Annotated in this window: 15 protein-coding genes; 7 read left to right on the top strand and 8 right to left on the bottom strand. The window is 61.9% G+C overall.

What is annotated here, in order from left to right; translation table 11 throughout:
- Positions 1-6: 6 nt before the first annotated feature.
- Positions 7-1188 carry an efflux RND transporter periplasmic adaptor subunit gene (locus AC097N_RS01650; protein ID WP_479578986.1) on the bottom strand — a complete coding sequence of 394 codons (1182 nt, stop codon included), beginning with the start codon at positions 1186-1188 and terminating at the stop codon, positions 7-9.
- A gap of 126 nt (positions 1189-1314) precedes the next feature.
- Between AC097N_RS01650 and hpnC the strand changes: the two genes are divergently transcribed.
- The 3 genes from hpnC to hpnE are packed head-to-tail and all read left to right on the top strand — an operon-like array spanning position 1315 to position 4345.
- Entirely contained in the window at positions 1315-2190 is an 876-nt protein-coding gene (gene hpnC, locus AC097N_RS01645) for a squalene synthase HpnC (RefSeq protein ID WP_479578985.1), read from the top strand.
- A 10-nt stretch (positions 2191-2200) separates the two neighbouring features.
- Positions 2201-3040, top strand: coding sequence for a presqualene diphosphate synthase HpnD (gene hpnD / locus AC097N_RS01640; protein ID WP_479578984.1), 840 nt, complete (start codon positions 2201-2203; stop codon positions 3038-3040).
- Positions 3041-3043: 3 nt separating this feature from the next.
- Positions 3044-4345 carry a hydroxysqualene dehydroxylase HpnE gene (gene hpnE, locus AC097N_RS01635; protein WP_479578983.1) on the top strand — a complete coding sequence of 434 codons (1302 nt, stop codon included), beginning with the start codon at positions 3044-3046 and terminating at the stop codon, positions 4343-4345.
- Here the strand turns inward: hpnE and AC097N_RS01630 are convergent.
- Positions 4335-4457: a hypothetical protein gene (locus AC097N_RS01630; RefSeq protein ID WP_479578982.1), complete on the bottom strand. Its 123-nt coding sequence runs from the start codon at positions 4455-4457 to the stop codon at positions 4335-4337. The two genes, hpnE and AC097N_RS01630, sit on opposite strands and share 11 nt — an antisense overlap.
- 84 nt (positions 4458-4541) lie before the next feature.
- Between AC097N_RS01630 and AC097N_RS01625 the strand changes: the two genes are divergently transcribed.
- Complete coding sequence (locus AC097N_RS01625; protein WP_479578981.1) at positions 4542-6959, top strand: penicillin acylase family protein; 2418 nt, start codon at positions 4542-4544, stop codon at positions 6957-6959.
- Positions 6960-6992: 33 nt separating this feature from the next.
- Here AC097N_RS01625 and AC097N_RS01620 read toward each other — a convergent pair whose 3' ends face one another.
- On the bottom strand, positions 6993-7730 hold the full coding sequence (locus AC097N_RS01620) for an HAD family hydrolase (protein WP_479578980.1): 738 nt from the start codon (positions 7728-7730) through the stop codon (positions 6993-6995).
- On the opposite strand from AC097N_RS01620, the gene hemH reads away from it, so the two are divergent.
- A complete protein-coding gene (hemH, locus tag AC097N_RS01615) occupies positions 7729-8838 on the top strand; it encodes a ferrochelatase (RefSeq protein WP_479578979.1) in 1110 nt (369 codons plus the stop codon). The two genes, AC097N_RS01620 and hemH, sit on opposite strands and share 2 nt — an antisense overlap.
- Positions 8839-9022: 184 nt before the next feature.
- On the opposite strand, the gene AC097N_RS01610 is transcribed toward hemH, so the two are convergent.
- The 5 genes from AC097N_RS01610 to AC097N_RS01590 all read right to left on the bottom strand — a co-directional run bounded on the left by AC097N_RS01610 (position 9023) and on the right by AC097N_RS01590 (position 12359).
- On the bottom strand, positions 9023-9403 hold the full coding sequence (locus tag AC097N_RS01610) for a type II toxin-antitoxin system VapC family toxin (RefSeq protein ID WP_479578978.1): 381 nt from the start codon (positions 9401-9403) through the stop codon (positions 9023-9025).
- Positions 9400-9606, bottom strand: a complete 207-nt coding sequence (locus AC097N_RS01605; protein WP_479578977.1) for a type II toxin-antitoxin system VapB family antitoxin — start codon at positions 9604-9606, stop codon at positions 9400-9402. The genes AC097N_RS01610 and AC097N_RS01605 overlap by 4 nt, the downstream gene beginning before the upstream one ends.
- Positions 9607-9696: 90 nt before the next feature.
- The gene (locus tag AC097N_RS01600; RefSeq protein ID WP_479578976.1) at positions 9697-10275 is read right to left on the bottom strand and encodes a restriction endonuclease; all 579 of its coding nucleotides are present in this window, start codon (positions 10273-10275) and stop codon (positions 9697-9699) included.
- A 31-nt stretch (positions 10276-10306) separates the two neighbouring features.
- Positions 10307-11188, bottom strand: a complete 882-nt coding sequence (locus tag AC097N_RS01595) for an alpha/beta fold hydrolase (protein WP_479578975.1) — start codon at positions 11186-11188, stop codon at positions 10307-10309.
- Positions 11189-11201: 13 nt separating this feature from the next.
- Entirely contained in the window at positions 11202-12359 is a 1158-nt protein-coding gene (locus AC097N_RS01590) for a patatin-like phospholipase family protein (protein WP_479578974.1), read from the bottom strand.
- Positions 12360-12506: 147 nt separating this feature from the next.
- Between AC097N_RS01590 and AC097N_RS01585 the strand changes: the two genes are divergently transcribed.
- Together AC097N_RS01585 and AC097N_RS01580 are read left to right on the top strand one after the other, a co-directional pair.
- Complete coding sequence (locus tag AC097N_RS01585; RefSeq protein ID WP_479578973.1) at positions 12507-13595, top strand: GTP pyrophosphokinase; 1089 nt, start codon at positions 12507-12509, stop codon at positions 13593-13595.
- 274 nt (positions 13596-13869) lie between these two features.
- Positions 13870-14097 (top strand): hypothetical protein, encoded by a 228-nt coding sequence (locus AC097N_RS01580; protein WP_479578972.1) that lies wholly within the window; start codon positions 13870-13872, stop codon positions 14095-14097.
- Positions 14098-14154 lie beyond the last annotated feature (57 nt).

Below are 14154 nucleotides of genomic sequence, written 5' to 3'. Positions count from 1 at the left end.
GCCGCCTCACTTCGCCGTCGCAGCGCTGGCGGGGGCAAGCGGTGCCACCGCGGGATTAGCTATCAAATCAATAGCTGCTTGTGAACCATTGACGGGGGCTACAGCCTCTTTTTCCTTATAAACAGTCACTTTTTGACCCGGCGACAGCACATGCACACCCGCCGCCACCACTTTCATGCCGGGCTGCAGACCGGCAGACACCACCACTTCATTGCCATCGGCGGTGGCAATGGTCACGGATTGCAGCTTCACCGTCATGCTGGCGGTATCAAGCACCCACACGGCAGACGATGGGCCCTCCTGGCGGAACGCGCTGGTGGGCAGCTTGATGACCGGTACCCCGCTGCGGTCAAGCGCCTGCGGCATCACCGTGACGGTGGCGCCCAGCGGCAAGACGTCTTTGGCGTCCATGGCCACTTTGACGGCATAGGTGCGGGTCACCGGGTCGGCGCTGGCGGCCACCTCACGCACCACGCCTTTCAGGGTGCTGGCGCTGGCCCACAAGCGCACGTTCACGCTGCTGCCCGCCCTGATGAAGGCCACCCGGTCTTCCGGCACCGAAAACACCACATCGCGCGGACCGTCCTGTGCCACACGTACCACGGGCGTTCCGGCAGAGACCACCTGCCCCGGCTCGGCCTCCACGGCCGTCACTACACCGGACACGTCCGCCACCAGCTTGGTGTAAGCGGCCTGGTTGCCCTGACCTGTGAGCTGGGCTTGCGCCTGGTCCACCTGGGCCTGGGCCGCCTTGAGGCTGGCCTCGCGCCGCTCCAGTTCAGCCCCACTGATGAAATTCTGGTCGCGCAACTCTTTGTAGCGCTTGAAGTCGGCCGCAGCCAGATCGCGGTTGGTGGCCGCCGCCGTCACCTGGGCTCGCGCCGCGGTGGTGGCCAGTTGGTAGTCTTGCGGGTCCAACTGGGCAAGCACGTCACCGGCCTTGACCCGCTGCCCCAGTTCCGCCTGGCGCCGCACGATCTTTCCTGCCACCCGAAAGCCCAGGCGCGACTCCACACGCGCTCGCACTTCACCCGTAAATTCAGCGCTGGACTGCATTCGGTCCACGCCCACCGTGATCACTTTCACAGCGCGGATGGGCGCCTCGGTAGGCGCCGGCTTGGAGCAGGCAAGCAGCAACAACCCAGCGGCCATCAGCGTTGCGCTGGTTTGAAATATCTTGTGTGGCATGGTGGACTCTTGAAAAAGAGAGATTCAGGGCAGTCATTGCGACACTAATGACCAACTGGTTAGTAATTTAGGATAAATGATCAGGCTTGTCAACACGCGCACGCGGACAGGCAAAATCAGCCCACCATGCCTCATTCAGCGACCGACTCCAACCCACACCCTTCACCACCCGCGCCGATCGCGCACTATGAAAACTTTCCGGTTGCGTCCTTCCTGTGCCCGGCCAGGTTGCGCGCGCCGATCGCGGCCATCTACCACTTTGCCCGCACCGCCGACGACCTGGCAGATGAAGGCGATGCCACGGCGCAACAGCGGCTGGACGACCTGCAGGCCTACCGCCAGGACCTGGTGGCGGCCAGCCAGCAAGCGCCTTTCAGCACCCGTTGGGCCAAGGTGTTCGGCCCGCTGCAGCGCGCCATTCAAACCCACCAGTTGCCGGCGCAGCTGCTGCATGACTTGCTGGACGCCTTTGTCCAGGACACGGAAAAAACCCGTGATCGCGCTGGCTACGCCACCGAAGCGGATTTGCTGGACTACTGCCGCCTTTCCGCCAACCCGGTGGGCCGCCTGCTGCTGCACCTGTACGGTGTGACCGACACACAAGCGCTGGCCCGCAGCGATGACGTCTGCAGCGCCCTGCAGCTCATCAACTTCTGGCAAGACCCGAGCGTAGACATTCCACGCGGTCGCTACTATTTTCCGCACGACGACTGCACCCGTTTCGGGGTAGCAGAGGCCGACTTGCTGGCTTGCCGGCAAACTCCGTCCGCTACTAAATTGATAGCTGCCTGCGCACATTCCGCTAGGGCCCGCATGCTAAAAGGTGCTGAACTGGTGCACCAGGTGCCGGGCCGTGCCGGATGGGAGTTGCGCCTGGTGGTGCAAGGCGGCCTGCGCATCCTGGACAAGATCGAAGCCGTGAAATTTGCCACCCTCACCACCCGCCCCACACTGAAGCGCTGGGACGTCCCCGTGATGCTTTGGCGCGCCATGTGGATGTAACAATAGCGCCATGACCCCAGAGCACTACGTCCAGCAAAAAGCCGCCGCCTCGGGCAGCAGCTTCTACTACGCCTTTCTGTTTTTGCCCAAGCCCCGGCGCGCCGCGATCACCGCGTTTTATGCGTTCTGCCGCGAGGTCGACGACGTGGTGGACGACATGGTCGACCCCGGCGTGGCAGCCACCAAGCTGGCGTGGTGGCAGGCCGAAGTGGCGCAGTCCTTTGCGGGCCAGCCCACCCACCCGGTGATGCAGGCGCTGATGCCGCGGGTAGCCGACTACCAGATAGAGCAGCGCCACCTGCAGGCCGTGATCGAAGGCTGCCAGATGGACCTGCAGCAAACCCGCTACCTGGACTACCCCGGCCTGCAGCGCTACTGCCATCTGGTGGCGGGCGAAGTCGGTGAAGTGGCGGCCCGCATCTTCGGCCAGACCCAGGCCCAAACCACCGCCTACGCCCACAAGCTGGGCCAGGCGCTGCAACTCACCAACATCATCCGCGACGTGGGCGAAGACGCCCTGCGCGGGCGCATTTACCTGCCCGTCAATGAGTTGCAGCAGTTTGACGTCAAGGCCCATGAAATTCTCAAACGCACGTACTCGGACCGCTTCACCGCACTGATGAAGTTCCAGGCGCAGCGTGCGCAGGGCCTGTACGACGAAGCCTTGGCCTTGCTGCCGGACGCCGACCGCCGCGCCCAGAAACCGGGCCTGATGATGGCCAGCATCTACCGTGCCCTGCTCACCGAGATTGAGCGCGACAACTTCCAGGTGCTGCACCAGCGCGTCAGCCTCACGCCCTTGCGCAAGCTGTGGCTGGCGTGGAAGGTGCAGGCGCTGGGTCATATTTAAGTGATGAGAGTTGCCATTGTGGGTGCGGGCTGGGCCGGCATGGCGGCGGCGGTCGAGGCGACTCGGGCCGGGCATACCGCTGTTATTTTCGAAGCCTCCCGCACCCTCGGCGGGCGGGCCAGAGCCGTGCCAGGCATGTTGCCCGACGGCACGCCCGTGACGCTGGACAACGGCCAACACATCCTCATCGGCGCCTACACCGAGACGCTGGGCCTGATGCACCAACTGGGCCTTCAGCCCGAGTCTGTTCTGCTCAGCGTTCCCATGATGCTGCTGTTCCCGGACGGCCTGGGCCTGCGCTTTCCGGCCTGGCCAACGCCGCTGGATGCCTTGGCGGGCATCATGGCAGCGCGCGGCTGGACGGTGGCTGACAAGTGGTCCTTGCTGCGCGTGGCCACCGGCTGGCAACTGCAGGGCTTTCGCTGTGAAGCTGAGACGTCGGTCGCCGTGCTGTGCGCCAGCATGAGCCCCCGCGTGCGGGCCGAGTTGATCGAACCGCTGTGTGTGTCGGCCCTCAACACCCCGGCCGACCGGGCCAGCGGACAGGTATTTTTGCGGGTCATGAAAGACGCCCTGTTTGGCGTACAGGGCGGCTCGCGGCTGCTGCTGCCGCGTCAAGACCTCTCGGCCTTGTTGCCTGACGCCGCAGCGCTTTGGGTCACCCAGCGGGGGGGTGAACTGCGCCTGGGCACGCGGGTGGAATCGATCTTGCAAGAAGGTTCGCGGTGGCGGGTGCAAGGCGAGGCGTTTGACGCCGTCATCTTCGCTACAAATGCATCAGAATCGGCCAGAGCCCTTGACAGCAGTGCGCAAGCAGCTACAAATTTAGTAGCAAACAGTTTCAGGCAATGGGTGCGGGTCACACGCGCGCTGCAGTTTGAGGCCATCACCACGGTCTACGCCTGGGCGCCTGGCGCCACCCTGCCCCACCCCATGCTGACCCTGCGCAGCAGCGATGACCCGCAGCACCCCCTGCCCGCCCAGTTTGTGTTTGACCGGGGCCAGCTCGGCGGCCCGGCCGGCCTGCTGGCCTTTGTGGTCAGCGCCAGCCACGGCGACCGGCAGACGCTGCAAGCGCAGGTTCTGCAGCAGGCCCACAGGCAACTGGGGCTCCAGCTGCAGGCGGTTCAGACGGTGGTTGAAAAGCGTGCCACGTTTGCCTGCACGCCCGGCCTGCAACGCCCTGCGATGCAAATTGCACCGGGGCTGGTGGCCTGTGGCGACTATGTGGAAGGCCCCTACCCGGCCACGCTGGAGGGAGCCGTGCGCAGCGGACGGGCCGCTGCAGCGAGTGTCAGCGGTTGAGCAAGCCGCCCAAGACGCTGGTCAGACCGCCCTGTTGTTGCATCTGGCCCGCTGCCGCACCCAACACTGAATCAAGCAAGCCCATGAAAACCACCGCCAAAGTAAAGCTCAAATTGTGCCGCTGGCACCCGGCTGAAAAGTGTGCCGGATTTATGATTCCCGGGGGAAAAATTCATAAAAACAAGGACTCCGCTTCATGAAACGCGCCCTGAAGGTCATCGCCATCCTGCTCGCCCTGCTGATTGCCGCCGCCGGTGCAGCCGCCGCCTGGTACCTCTATACCAAGCAACCCCAACGCTCAGGCAAGCTGACGCTGGAAAAATTGAGCGAACCCGTCACCGTGCGCTACGACGAGCGCGGTGTGCCCCACATCCGGGCCGCCAACGAGACCGATATGTACCGGGCGCTGGGCTACGTGCATGCGCAGGACCGACTCTTTCAGATGGAGATGGTGCGGCGCCTGGCGCAGGGCGAACTCGCCGAAATTCTGGGCCCCAAACTGGCCGACACCGACCGGCTGTTTCGCACTCTGGGCATTCGCGCGCAGGCCCAAAAAATGGTCGCGGGCATGGACAAAAAAGGCCCCGCCTACCGGGCACTGGCGGCCTACCTGGATGGCATCAACCAGTTTCAGGACACCCACCCGGCACCGATCGAATTCGATCTGCTGAAGATTCCCAAACGACCGTTCACCGCACAGGACACGATGGCCGTGTCTGGCTACCTGGCCTACAGCTTTGCCTCCGCCTTTCGCACCGAGCCGACGCTGACCTATGTGCGGGACAAACTCGGTGCCGACTACCTGAAAGTGTTTGACCTGGAGTGGCACCCTGAAGGGGTGCTGCCACCCAGCACCACGGCAGCCCTGACGCAGCGCGACTGGCGGTCCCTGGACCAGCTGGCCCAGCTGAGCCAACAGGCGCTGGCCGCTGCCGGCCTGCCGCAATTTGAGGGCAGCAACGCCTGGGCCATCTCGGGTGGCCGCACCGCCAGCGGCAAACCGCTGCTGGCCGGTGACCCGCACGTCGGCTTCTCCGCGCCCGCGGTCTGGTTTGAAGCCCACCTCTCGGCACCCGACTTCGAGTTGTATGGCCACTTTCAGGCGCTGAACCCGATGGCGCTGCTGGGTCACAACACCCAGTTCGGCTGGACGCTGACCCTGTTCCAGAACGACGACATCGACCTGATCGCCGAAAAGATCAACCCCGACAATCCCAACCAGGTGGCCTACCAGGGCCAGTGGGTTGACCTGGAAAGCCGCGAAGAAACCATCCGCGTCAAGGGGGCCCCGTCCATCAAGCTCAACCTGCGCCGCTCACCGCACGGCCCCATCATCACCGACGCGTTTCGCAACAGCCTGGGCACCACGCCGGTAGCCATGTGGTGGGCTTTTCTGGAAACGGAAAACCCGGTGGCCGAGGCCTTCTACGCGTTGAACCGGGCCGACACGCTGGACAAGGCCCGCCACGCCGCCAGCCTGATCCACGCGCCCGGCCTCAACGTGGTGTGGGCCAATGCCGCAGGCCACATTGCCTGGTGGGCCGCGGCCAGGCTGCCGATTCGCCCCGACGGCGTCAACCCCACCTTCATGCTCGATGGCAGCACGGCCGAGTCCGACAAGACCGGTTTTTACCGCTTCAGCGACAACCCGCATGAGGAAGACCCGCCCCGTGGTTACGTCGTCTCGGCCAACCACCAGCCCATGGCCACCAGCGGCGTGCCCGTGCCGGGCTACTACCAGTTGTTTGACCGGGTCCAGCAACTGGACCGGCGCCTGCAGGACGACACGGTCCGATGGGACGTCAACAACAGCCAGGCGGTGCAACTGGACGTTCAAAACACCTATGGTCCGCGGGTCATCAACCCCTTGCTGCCGGTGCTGGACAAGGTCGTCACCGACTCGCTGGAACGCACGCTGGTGCTGAGCCTGGCCAAGTGGGATGGCAGCCACGCCATCAGCAGCCTGGAGCCCACCCTCTTCAGCCAGTTTTTGTACGAACTGGCGCGTGCCGCGATGGCCGATGAAATGGGCGAGACCCAGTTCCAGATCCTGCTGGGCACCCACGCGCTTGAATTTGCCCTGCCCCGCCTGGTGCAGGACGACACCTCGCCCTGGTGGGACAACCGCACCACTCCGGCCATTGAAACGCGGGAAGACACCATCAAACTCGCATGGCAGGCCACCATCGCCCACTTGCGCAAAACCATCGGCACCAGCCCTGCCGACTGGGCGTGGGGCAAGTCTCATACGGTGACCCACAAACACCCGCTGGCGTCCCAAAAGCCCCTGGACAGGCTGTTTAATGTCGGACCTTTTGAGGCACCCGGCGGGCGCGAAACGCCCAACCACTTTTCGGGGTACATCAGCGCCGGACCCTGGGCCGTGTCGACAGGCCCGTCCACCCGGCGCCTGATCGACTTTGCCGACCCGGCGCACGCCTTGGGCATCAATCCGCTGGGGCAAAGCGGTGTTTTTTTTAACGACCACTACAAAGACCAGGCCGACACCTTCATGGCGGGCGGCTACCTGCCGCAACACCTCAGTACCGAAGATATCAAGGCCAACACCCGCAGCCGACTGCGGCTGCTGCCACCGGCAGAAGGGACGCCCTGATCAGTCGGGGATCAGACGCCCGTGGGAACGCGGTCAGGCCCGTGGGCGGGGTGGCACCGACCTGAGCAGGTCACACAACTGGTCCAGGGTTTGCACCGTGACATGGGGATTCGCGTCGTGCGACCACGCCCGCTCATCGCGGTTAAGCCACACCGTCTGCATGCCCGCGCCCAGGCCGCCCAGCACATCCAGCGCGGCATCGTCACCCACGTGCAACACGGCGTCTGACGCCACGCCGACGGAGGCCGCTGCGGCGTGAAAAATGCGGGGGTCCGGCTTGCCCACGCCCAGCACATGGGCGCTCACGCTAGCCTGGAAATGTGCGCCAATGCCCACCCGCTGGACATCGGCATTGCCGTTGGACACGGCGACCAGCGGAAAGCGCTCTGCCAAAAAGGCCAGGGCGGGCAAGGCGTCTGCATAGAAATCCACCTTCATGCGGTGCGCCAGAAACACCTCAAACGCGGGTTCTGCCAGCGCCGTGTCTTCATCCGAGCGCTGCAGGGCCAGCCGGATCAGCTCACACCGCTGAAAACTCATGTTGTGCGCCATCTCGGGGCGCAGACTGATCACTTCATCGCGCAACGCCAGTCGGGTTTTGGACTCGGCCACCAGCGCGCAGGCCAAGGGGGCGCACTCACCGAGCCAGCTGGCCAGGGCCTGTTCGGCCTTGGCAATGGCGGGCCAGACGGGCCAAAGGGTGTCGTCCAGGTCAAGGGTTATTGCCTTGATTTTTGAAATATCCAGCATAGGTGCGGGAGAATACTGCATGACTTCCATCAAAGCTGGCCCCTTCGCCAAAGAACCCCCTTTCAAGCATGGCCAAGCGCCACGCACCGCCGTGTTGTTTTGCAACCTGGGCACACCCGACTCCCCCACCACCGCCGATGTACGCCGTTTTCTGGCCGAATTTCTGAGCGACCCGCGCGTGGTTGAAATCCCCCGTCTGCTGTGGATGATCATCCTGCACGGCATCATCCTGCGGCTTCGCCCGGCCCAGTCAGCCGCCAAATACGCCAGCGTCTGGACGCCCGAGGGCTCGCCCCTCAAAATATGGACTGAAAAGCAGGCCAAGCTGCTGCAGGGCTGGCTGGCCCAGCGCGGGCACGATGTGCAAGTGCGCTACGCCATGCGCTACGGCAGCACGTCCATTGCCTCGCAGCTGGATGCACTGAAAGCGCAGGGCACCACCCGCGTGTTGATTTTGCCGGCCTACCCCCAATACTCCGCCACGACCACGGCAAGTCTGTTTGACGCGGTCTACAACTGGGCTGGCAAGGTGCGCGCCATTCCCGAACTGCGCTTTGTGAACCACTACCACGACGACGCCCGCTACATTGCCGCCCTGGCCAACAGCATCCAGCAGGCCTGGAAAACCAAGGGCCGACCGGACCAGCTGGTGATGAGTTTTCATGGCGTACCCGAACGCACCCTGCATTTGGGCGACCCCTACCACTGCGAATGCTTCAAGACGGCGCGCCTGCTGGCCGAGCAATTGGGCCTGAACAAAGACCAGTTCAAGGTCACGTTCCAGTCCCGCCTGGGCCGCGCCAAATGGCTACAGCCCTACACCGAACCCACATTGATCGCGCTCGGCAAATCAGGCGTCAAGCGGGTGGATGTGGTGTGCCCCGGCTTCACCAGCGATTGTCTGGAGACGCTCGAAGAAATTGCCATGGAAGGCCGCGCCGCCTTTTTAACCGCGGGCGGCAAGGAATTCAATTACATCAAGTGCCTGAACGATGATCCGCAGTGGATCACGGCGCTGTGCGAAGTGACCCAACAGCACCTGGCCGGCTGGCCCACCCAGGTGGGGCCCACGGCGCAAGACCTGGCAGCCTCGCGTGCAGCGGCACTGGCGCTGGGGGCCAAACAATAGGCGGATTGGACAGGATTTATATAAAAACAGGCTGTAGCCCAGGTGGGACGTTCGGTAGTAGCTATTAAATTGATAGCAAAACAACACTTTAACTCTGCTGGTACACCTGCTCCACGTCATCGCGCAGCATGCGGGTGACTCCGCTTTGCCCTCGGTTTTCTCCAGATTCAAAATTGCGCATTCATCAAGAATGCAGCGTCGGGCTGAAGGCCAACTTTGTCTCAACTGCCAGGAGCTCAAACCTTTTGTCATGTGTCCAGATGAGGGTCTTCTCACTGACCAGGGCTGAAGCGAGCAAGCTCAGGTCAACGAAGCCGCAGCCGCGACCATCAAGTTGCCTGGTATCGAGCATGGCCAGGAGTTCATCTTGCGTTGCCATCGGCGCGCTCTCCAGTTCGGACAACATGCAGATGATGGCCTTGCGGTTGGACGGCGTCCCGCAGGCCACTTCCGCCACGATATAGGGATGGCAAACGACTGAGTCGGCCTCAAGCAAGGCAACCAGGTGTTCATTTCGCTGTTTGAAGTGACCAACCCACACGGAACTGTCGACAAGCACATTCATGGGGTGATCTCGTCTTCGCGCCGACGGGGAACCAGTTCGATATCAGGCGCCTGACCACCCAGCGCAGCCAGGCGGCGTGCGGTCTGTCGTTGGATGAACGCTTTCACGCATTCTCGAATCAGTTCGGACTTTTCAATGCCCGGTTCAGCCAGTGATACAGCTTTGGCAAACAGGTGGTCGTCGATGGTGAGTGTGGTGCGCATGTGAGCCTCTTACATCTTTAAAGACATCATTTTGCATCAAATAAAGCATCAAACAAAGGACCAGCACCCGCCGTGACAGTCGAAGTTTGACTAAGACCGGCTTTTGCTTGATAGCAAAATAGCCAGCGCATCACCGGTAATTACATGAACGCCCTGCTCCTGGGCAAAGCGGCGGGCGTTGTCGGTGAGCTGGCCCAAGCCGATGTAAGTGCTCAGGTGAGCAGCCTGCGCCTCTTTGGCCGCGGCCAGTTCACGCAAGGGCTCCACGCCCACGCTGGCGGCTTTCCAGCGCTTGCCACTCACCAGCGTGACCTTGCCACCCTTGACCAGTTGCAAGTCCGCCACCCCACCCTTCAGGCGGCTCACCTCATAGCCCTGTGCCACAAAGGCCTGCTCCAAAGCGTTAGAGAAATCGGGCCATGACATGTTGCGGGCCCGATCCAGCGCCTCGGCCAGGCGCGCCGGGTTGGGCGCGTGCCACTGCCGCCACGCGGCCATCACGCCGATGACCAAAAAAGGCAATCCGCCCATGACGCCCACAGGCACATAGGCCGCGGGCAACAGGGCTGCGGCGGCCACGGCAATGGCCCCCACCAACAAAAAGCTGATCCACCACGGCGAGCGCAGCAAGACAGCAAACAAGGAGTTTTCGGACATCTTCAGTTTCATTTTTTCTCAATCTCTATTCACTATTCACTATTCAATTGGCGCCGTCAATGAAGGCGTAGATGAGTTCCAGTTGGGCAGGCACATTCAGTGCGGGTGCATGGCCGCAACCCGCCACCTCCACCACCTGCGCCAACCCCTTGGCACCCGGGCCGCGGCGCATCATCTCCGCCGTGGTCTCGCGCAGCACCAGGTCGGACTCAGCCCCGCGCAAACACAGCACCGGTATCTGCAGGGCATCGTAGTGGTGCCAGATCAGGTAGTCATCCGGCAAGTTAACAAACTGCTGCACCATGGCCGGATCGTAATGGGGCGTGACGCGACCGTCGGGCAAGCGCCGGGTGGAAGTCTCCGTCAGGTGCCGCCATTGCGCATCGCTCAACCAGCCATAGGGTTTGTAGACCTGGCGGAAGAAAGCCTCAAGCTCACCCACCGTGGCAAACGCAGGCGGACTGCCCGCGTAAGACTTGATGCGCTCAATGGCCGACTGCGCCAACTGCGGCGCGTTGTCGTTGAGCAGCAGGCTTTTGATGCGGTCCTTCAGCACCGGCTCAAAAAATCCGGACGCACCCACCGTGCCAATGGCGCCGCCCATCGACGTGCCCACCCAGTGCAGCCGCTCAATGCCCAGTTGCTCCACCAGCAAGCGGGCCAGACGCGCGTAAAACGCCAGGCCATATTCATGCTGCGGGTCGGGACTCCACTGGCTCAGGCCCCGACCGATCGTGTCAGGACAAATCACCCGGTAACCGCGCTCGCTCAGGTACTGCGCCAGTTCGTCCATGTCGCGCCCGGTGCGGGCCAGGCCATGCCAGGCCATCACCGTGCCGCGGGGATTGGCAGCGTCGAGGGCGGACCAGTCGGTGTAATGGATTTCGCGACCGACGCAGGTCAGGTAGTTGGAAGTCATGGGCATGGTGGGGCTCCTGTCAGTTGGCGGGCATGTCTTCAGGGGTTGGCCCGCCTTGGCGAGCCGTCACGGGCACACGCAAGTCGTCCAGATAATCACGCTTGATATTGACCGTGCACGTGACCCCCACCGAGGCATAGTGCCTGTCAAGCCACGCGCGGGCATGGGCCTGGCCCAGGTCCCGCAAGGTGCGAATCAGGCTGCCGCTGGTGGACGATTTGGTAGACGCCGCAAACGCCTCCAGCGGCTCACCCCCGTCAATGCGGTGCATCAGCACATCCTTGTAGTGCGCGGGGTCCAGCTTGCCCTCGGCCAACAGGCGCTTCACAAAATCAATGGCGCGCATCTCAGAAATCAGACCGGCATTGAAAGTGACCTCGTTGACGCGGTCCATGATTTCGGCCGCCGTGGTGGGCAGTTTGTCGCGCTTGATCGGGTTGATCTGCACCAGCAAGATGTCACGACTTTTGCACTCGTAAATCAGCGGATGAATGGCCGGGTTGCCCGAGTACCCGCCGTCCCAAAAATGGTCACCTTCAATTTCCACGGCCTTGAACGCCATGGGCAGACAGGCGGACGCCATGACCGCATCAGCAGTGAGGCGCTTGCCGGAGAACACCTCAGCCTGGCCGGTGGAGACCCGCGTGGCCACCACAAACACCTTCAGCGCCTCCAGCCGAGCCAGACGCTCAAAGTCGATCTGTTTCACCAGAAAGTTGCGCAAAGGGTTGAGGTCGAACGGATTGCTTTGGTAAGGCGACATCGTCTGAGACCAAAAGTTGGTCATCGCGTTGGTCCACATGGCCGTCATGGGGTGGTCGGCCCCCGCTTGACCAAACAGCAAGTCAAACGGCGCGCGCTGGGCTTCCGACAGGGCACCCATGTCCACAATGCCGTTCCAGAAATTACTCAGGGCCTCGCGCGCGGCTTCACGCGGATCGCCGCCCGGCTTGTCATAGCCCTGCGCCAGGCCATGGGCCAAGGCCACCGCATTCATGGCGCCCGCGCTGGTGCCACTGATGCCTTCCACATGGAGGCGCCCATCCGCCAGCAAAGCATCCAGCACCCCCCAGGTGAACGCGCCATGCGAGCCCCCGCCCTGCAGGGCGAGGTTGACGACGGGGGAGCCGGGGGGGAATGGCGGGGGTTTGGTAGGGGTGTTCGGGCGGGCGTTCATACTTGGAGGTTACCAAGAATGGCGGCGGTTTTGGCGCGTCAGGTCGTGAATGAGCGTGAAAAGCATGGCAGAATCTTTTTGAGTTTTCTTACCCTGTTCACCCCGTTTTCACCCCACGTCCACCTCAATTAACTTCGGCCTCAGACCATGGCATCACTTGATTTCGAGCATGAAGAATTGGAATTCAAAGCCTTCCATGCGACCCATGCGCCTTTGCTCAAGACCCTCTGCGACAAACTGCAGCTGAAAATTGCGGGCCTGCTGCAGGGCCACCCAGGGCTGCAAATCTCGAAGATTGAAGGCCGGGTCAAGGACCGGGATGAATGCATCCGCAAGTTTTCCGGCAAGTACCGCAACGCGCTGGAAGAGCAGAACCAGGTCTTTGTGATCCAGGACCACATCACCGATCTGCTCGGCATTCGCATCGTTTGCCTGTACGAAGATGAAATCAGGCCTATCGCAGACCTGATACGACCCGGCTTCGGCGTGATCGAGATCACCGACAAGATTGCCAAGGTGGAGCAGACCGACGACTTTTTCGGCTACAAAGGCCTTCACATGGACCTGGCCTTCAGCACGGCCGATGTCGGACTTGTGGTTGACACGGTCTTGCCGGTGCAGCAGTTCGAGTTGCAGGTGCGCACGATCATCCAGGACTCCTGGAGCGTGCTGGACCACAAGATCAAATACAAGAAGTCCATCCCAGGGCCGCTCAAGCGCCGCATCAACGTGCTATCGGCGCTGTTTGAGCTGGCCGACCGTGAATTTCGCCAGATTCGCGATGAGACGGAGGCGGGCTTGCAGTCCGCGCCCGATGAAACCGCCTTGCAAGACTCCCCCATCGAGATGCCAGTGTTGGCTCAGGATGGCTATGTCAAAGGGGAGCTGAACGCATTCACCTTCCTGAAGATTGCGAATCATTTTTTCAAAGATTTCGCCTTCGAGCCCTACAAGGTTGACAGCTTTGTGGAGATGATCAAGGATTGGTCGCCGGACATCACGCGCCCGGAGTTCAACTCCATCGTGCGGCAAAAGATCGGGCTGGTGAAGCGCTACAAGCAGTTCTTTGAAGAACGCAACGAGAACCTCAATTTCAACCCGTACACAGTGATACGCCATTGCCTGTACCTAGGCGACAAAGCGGTCTTCCACCGCGCGTTGCGAAAGACCGCGAAAGAGGCGTTTGATGCGTGGCTGGAACAGAACCTGCCTGTTGAGAAGATTGCGGAGGCTTGACTGGTGTCTTTGGCTGAGGTCGCCCTTACTCAGATACCAAGACACTGAACGCAACAAATGCATGGTTGGCACTTCTCCGATCGATCAAGCCTTGAAAAAGGCCATGTTTCAAGAAATCGGATTACGAACAAGGTCAATTTTTAATACATTGTCATGCAGCTGGGTCAGCACCAGGGTGATGTGGTTGCAGGCAACGGGGCGGTTTGTTCGGTGGCGTACCGACCGGTTATTGATGAATAAATAAGATTTGTTGACAACCAAACCAGGTAACACCATGACCTACCCCGATACATCAAATACCCGCGAGTCCATAGTCACTCCCCAGTTCCTTCATCGAGAAGCTGCTGTACAGCTGGAGAAAGCTGTCAAGCACCATCGGCAAGCGGCATTGCTTCACGAGGCTGGTGATGCAAGGCAAGGCGAGACCCACGCAAGCATCGCCTACAACCACACTGCGCAGGCACTGGAAGTCAGTGGCCGGGCATTAAATGTCCTGCTTTGATAGCACGCACTTGCCACCTTGCTCGTTGATTTTTCGCACCTTCACTGGCGTTAAGCC

This window comes from Rhodoferax sp. LS1R11 (assembly GCF_056521395.1).
Note: the sequence above shows the minus strand (reverse complement) of the source record. Positions and strands in the feature narration are given on the sequence as shown.

Coding starts and splice junctions, on each gene's coding strand:
- AC097N_RS01605 (WP_479578977.1), bottom strand. CDS start 9,606: ATGCGCACCACACTCACCATCGACGACCACCTGTTTGCCAAAGCTGTA.
- AC097N_RS01650 (WP_479578986.1), bottom strand. CDS start 1,188: ATGCCACACAAGATATTTCAAACCAGCGCAACGCTGATGGCCGCTGGG.
- hpnE (WP_479578983.1), top strand. CDS start 3,044: ATGAGAGTTGCCATTGTGGGTGCGGGCTGGGCCGGCATGGCGGCGGCG.
- AC097N_RS01625 (WP_479578981.1), top strand. CDS start 4,542: ATGAAACGCGCCCTGAAGGTCATCGCCATCCTGCTCGCCCTGCTGATT.
- hpnD (WP_479578984.1), top strand. CDS start 2,201: ATGACCCCAGAGCACTACGTCCAGCAAAAAGCCGCCGCCTCGGGCAGC.
- AC097N_RS01585 (WP_479578973.1), top strand. CDS start 12,507: ATGGCATCACTTGATTTCGAGCATGAAGAATTGGAATTCAAAGCCTTC.
- hemH (WP_479578979.1), top strand. CDS start 7,729: ATGACTTCCATCAAAGCTGGCCCCTTCGCCAAAGAACCCCCTTTCAAG.
- AC097N_RS01610 (WP_479578978.1), bottom strand. CDS start 9,403: ATGAATGTGCTTGTCGACAGTTCCGTGTGGGTTGGTCACTTCAAACAG.
- AC097N_RS01620 (WP_479578980.1), bottom strand. CDS start 7,730: ATGCAGTATTCTCCCGCACCTATGCTGGATATTTCAAAAATCAAGGCA.
- AC097N_RS01580 (WP_479578972.1), top strand. CDS start 13,870: ATGACCTACCCCGATACATCAAATACCCGCGAGTCCATAGTCACTCCC.
- AC097N_RS01595 (WP_479578975.1), bottom strand. CDS start 11,188: ATGCCCATGACTTCCAACTACCTGACCTGCGTCGGTCGCGAAATCCAT.
- hpnC (WP_479578985.1), top strand. CDS start 1,315: ATGCCTCATTCAGCGACCGACTCCAACCCACACCCTTCACCACCCGCG.
- AC097N_RS01590 (WP_479578974.1), bottom strand. CDS start 12,359: ATGAACGCCCGCCCGAACACCCCTACCAAACCCCCGCCATTCCCCCCC.
- AC097N_RS01600 (WP_479578976.1), bottom strand. CDS start 10,275: ATGAAACTGAAGATGTCCGAAAACTCCTTGTTTGCTGTCTTGCTGCGC.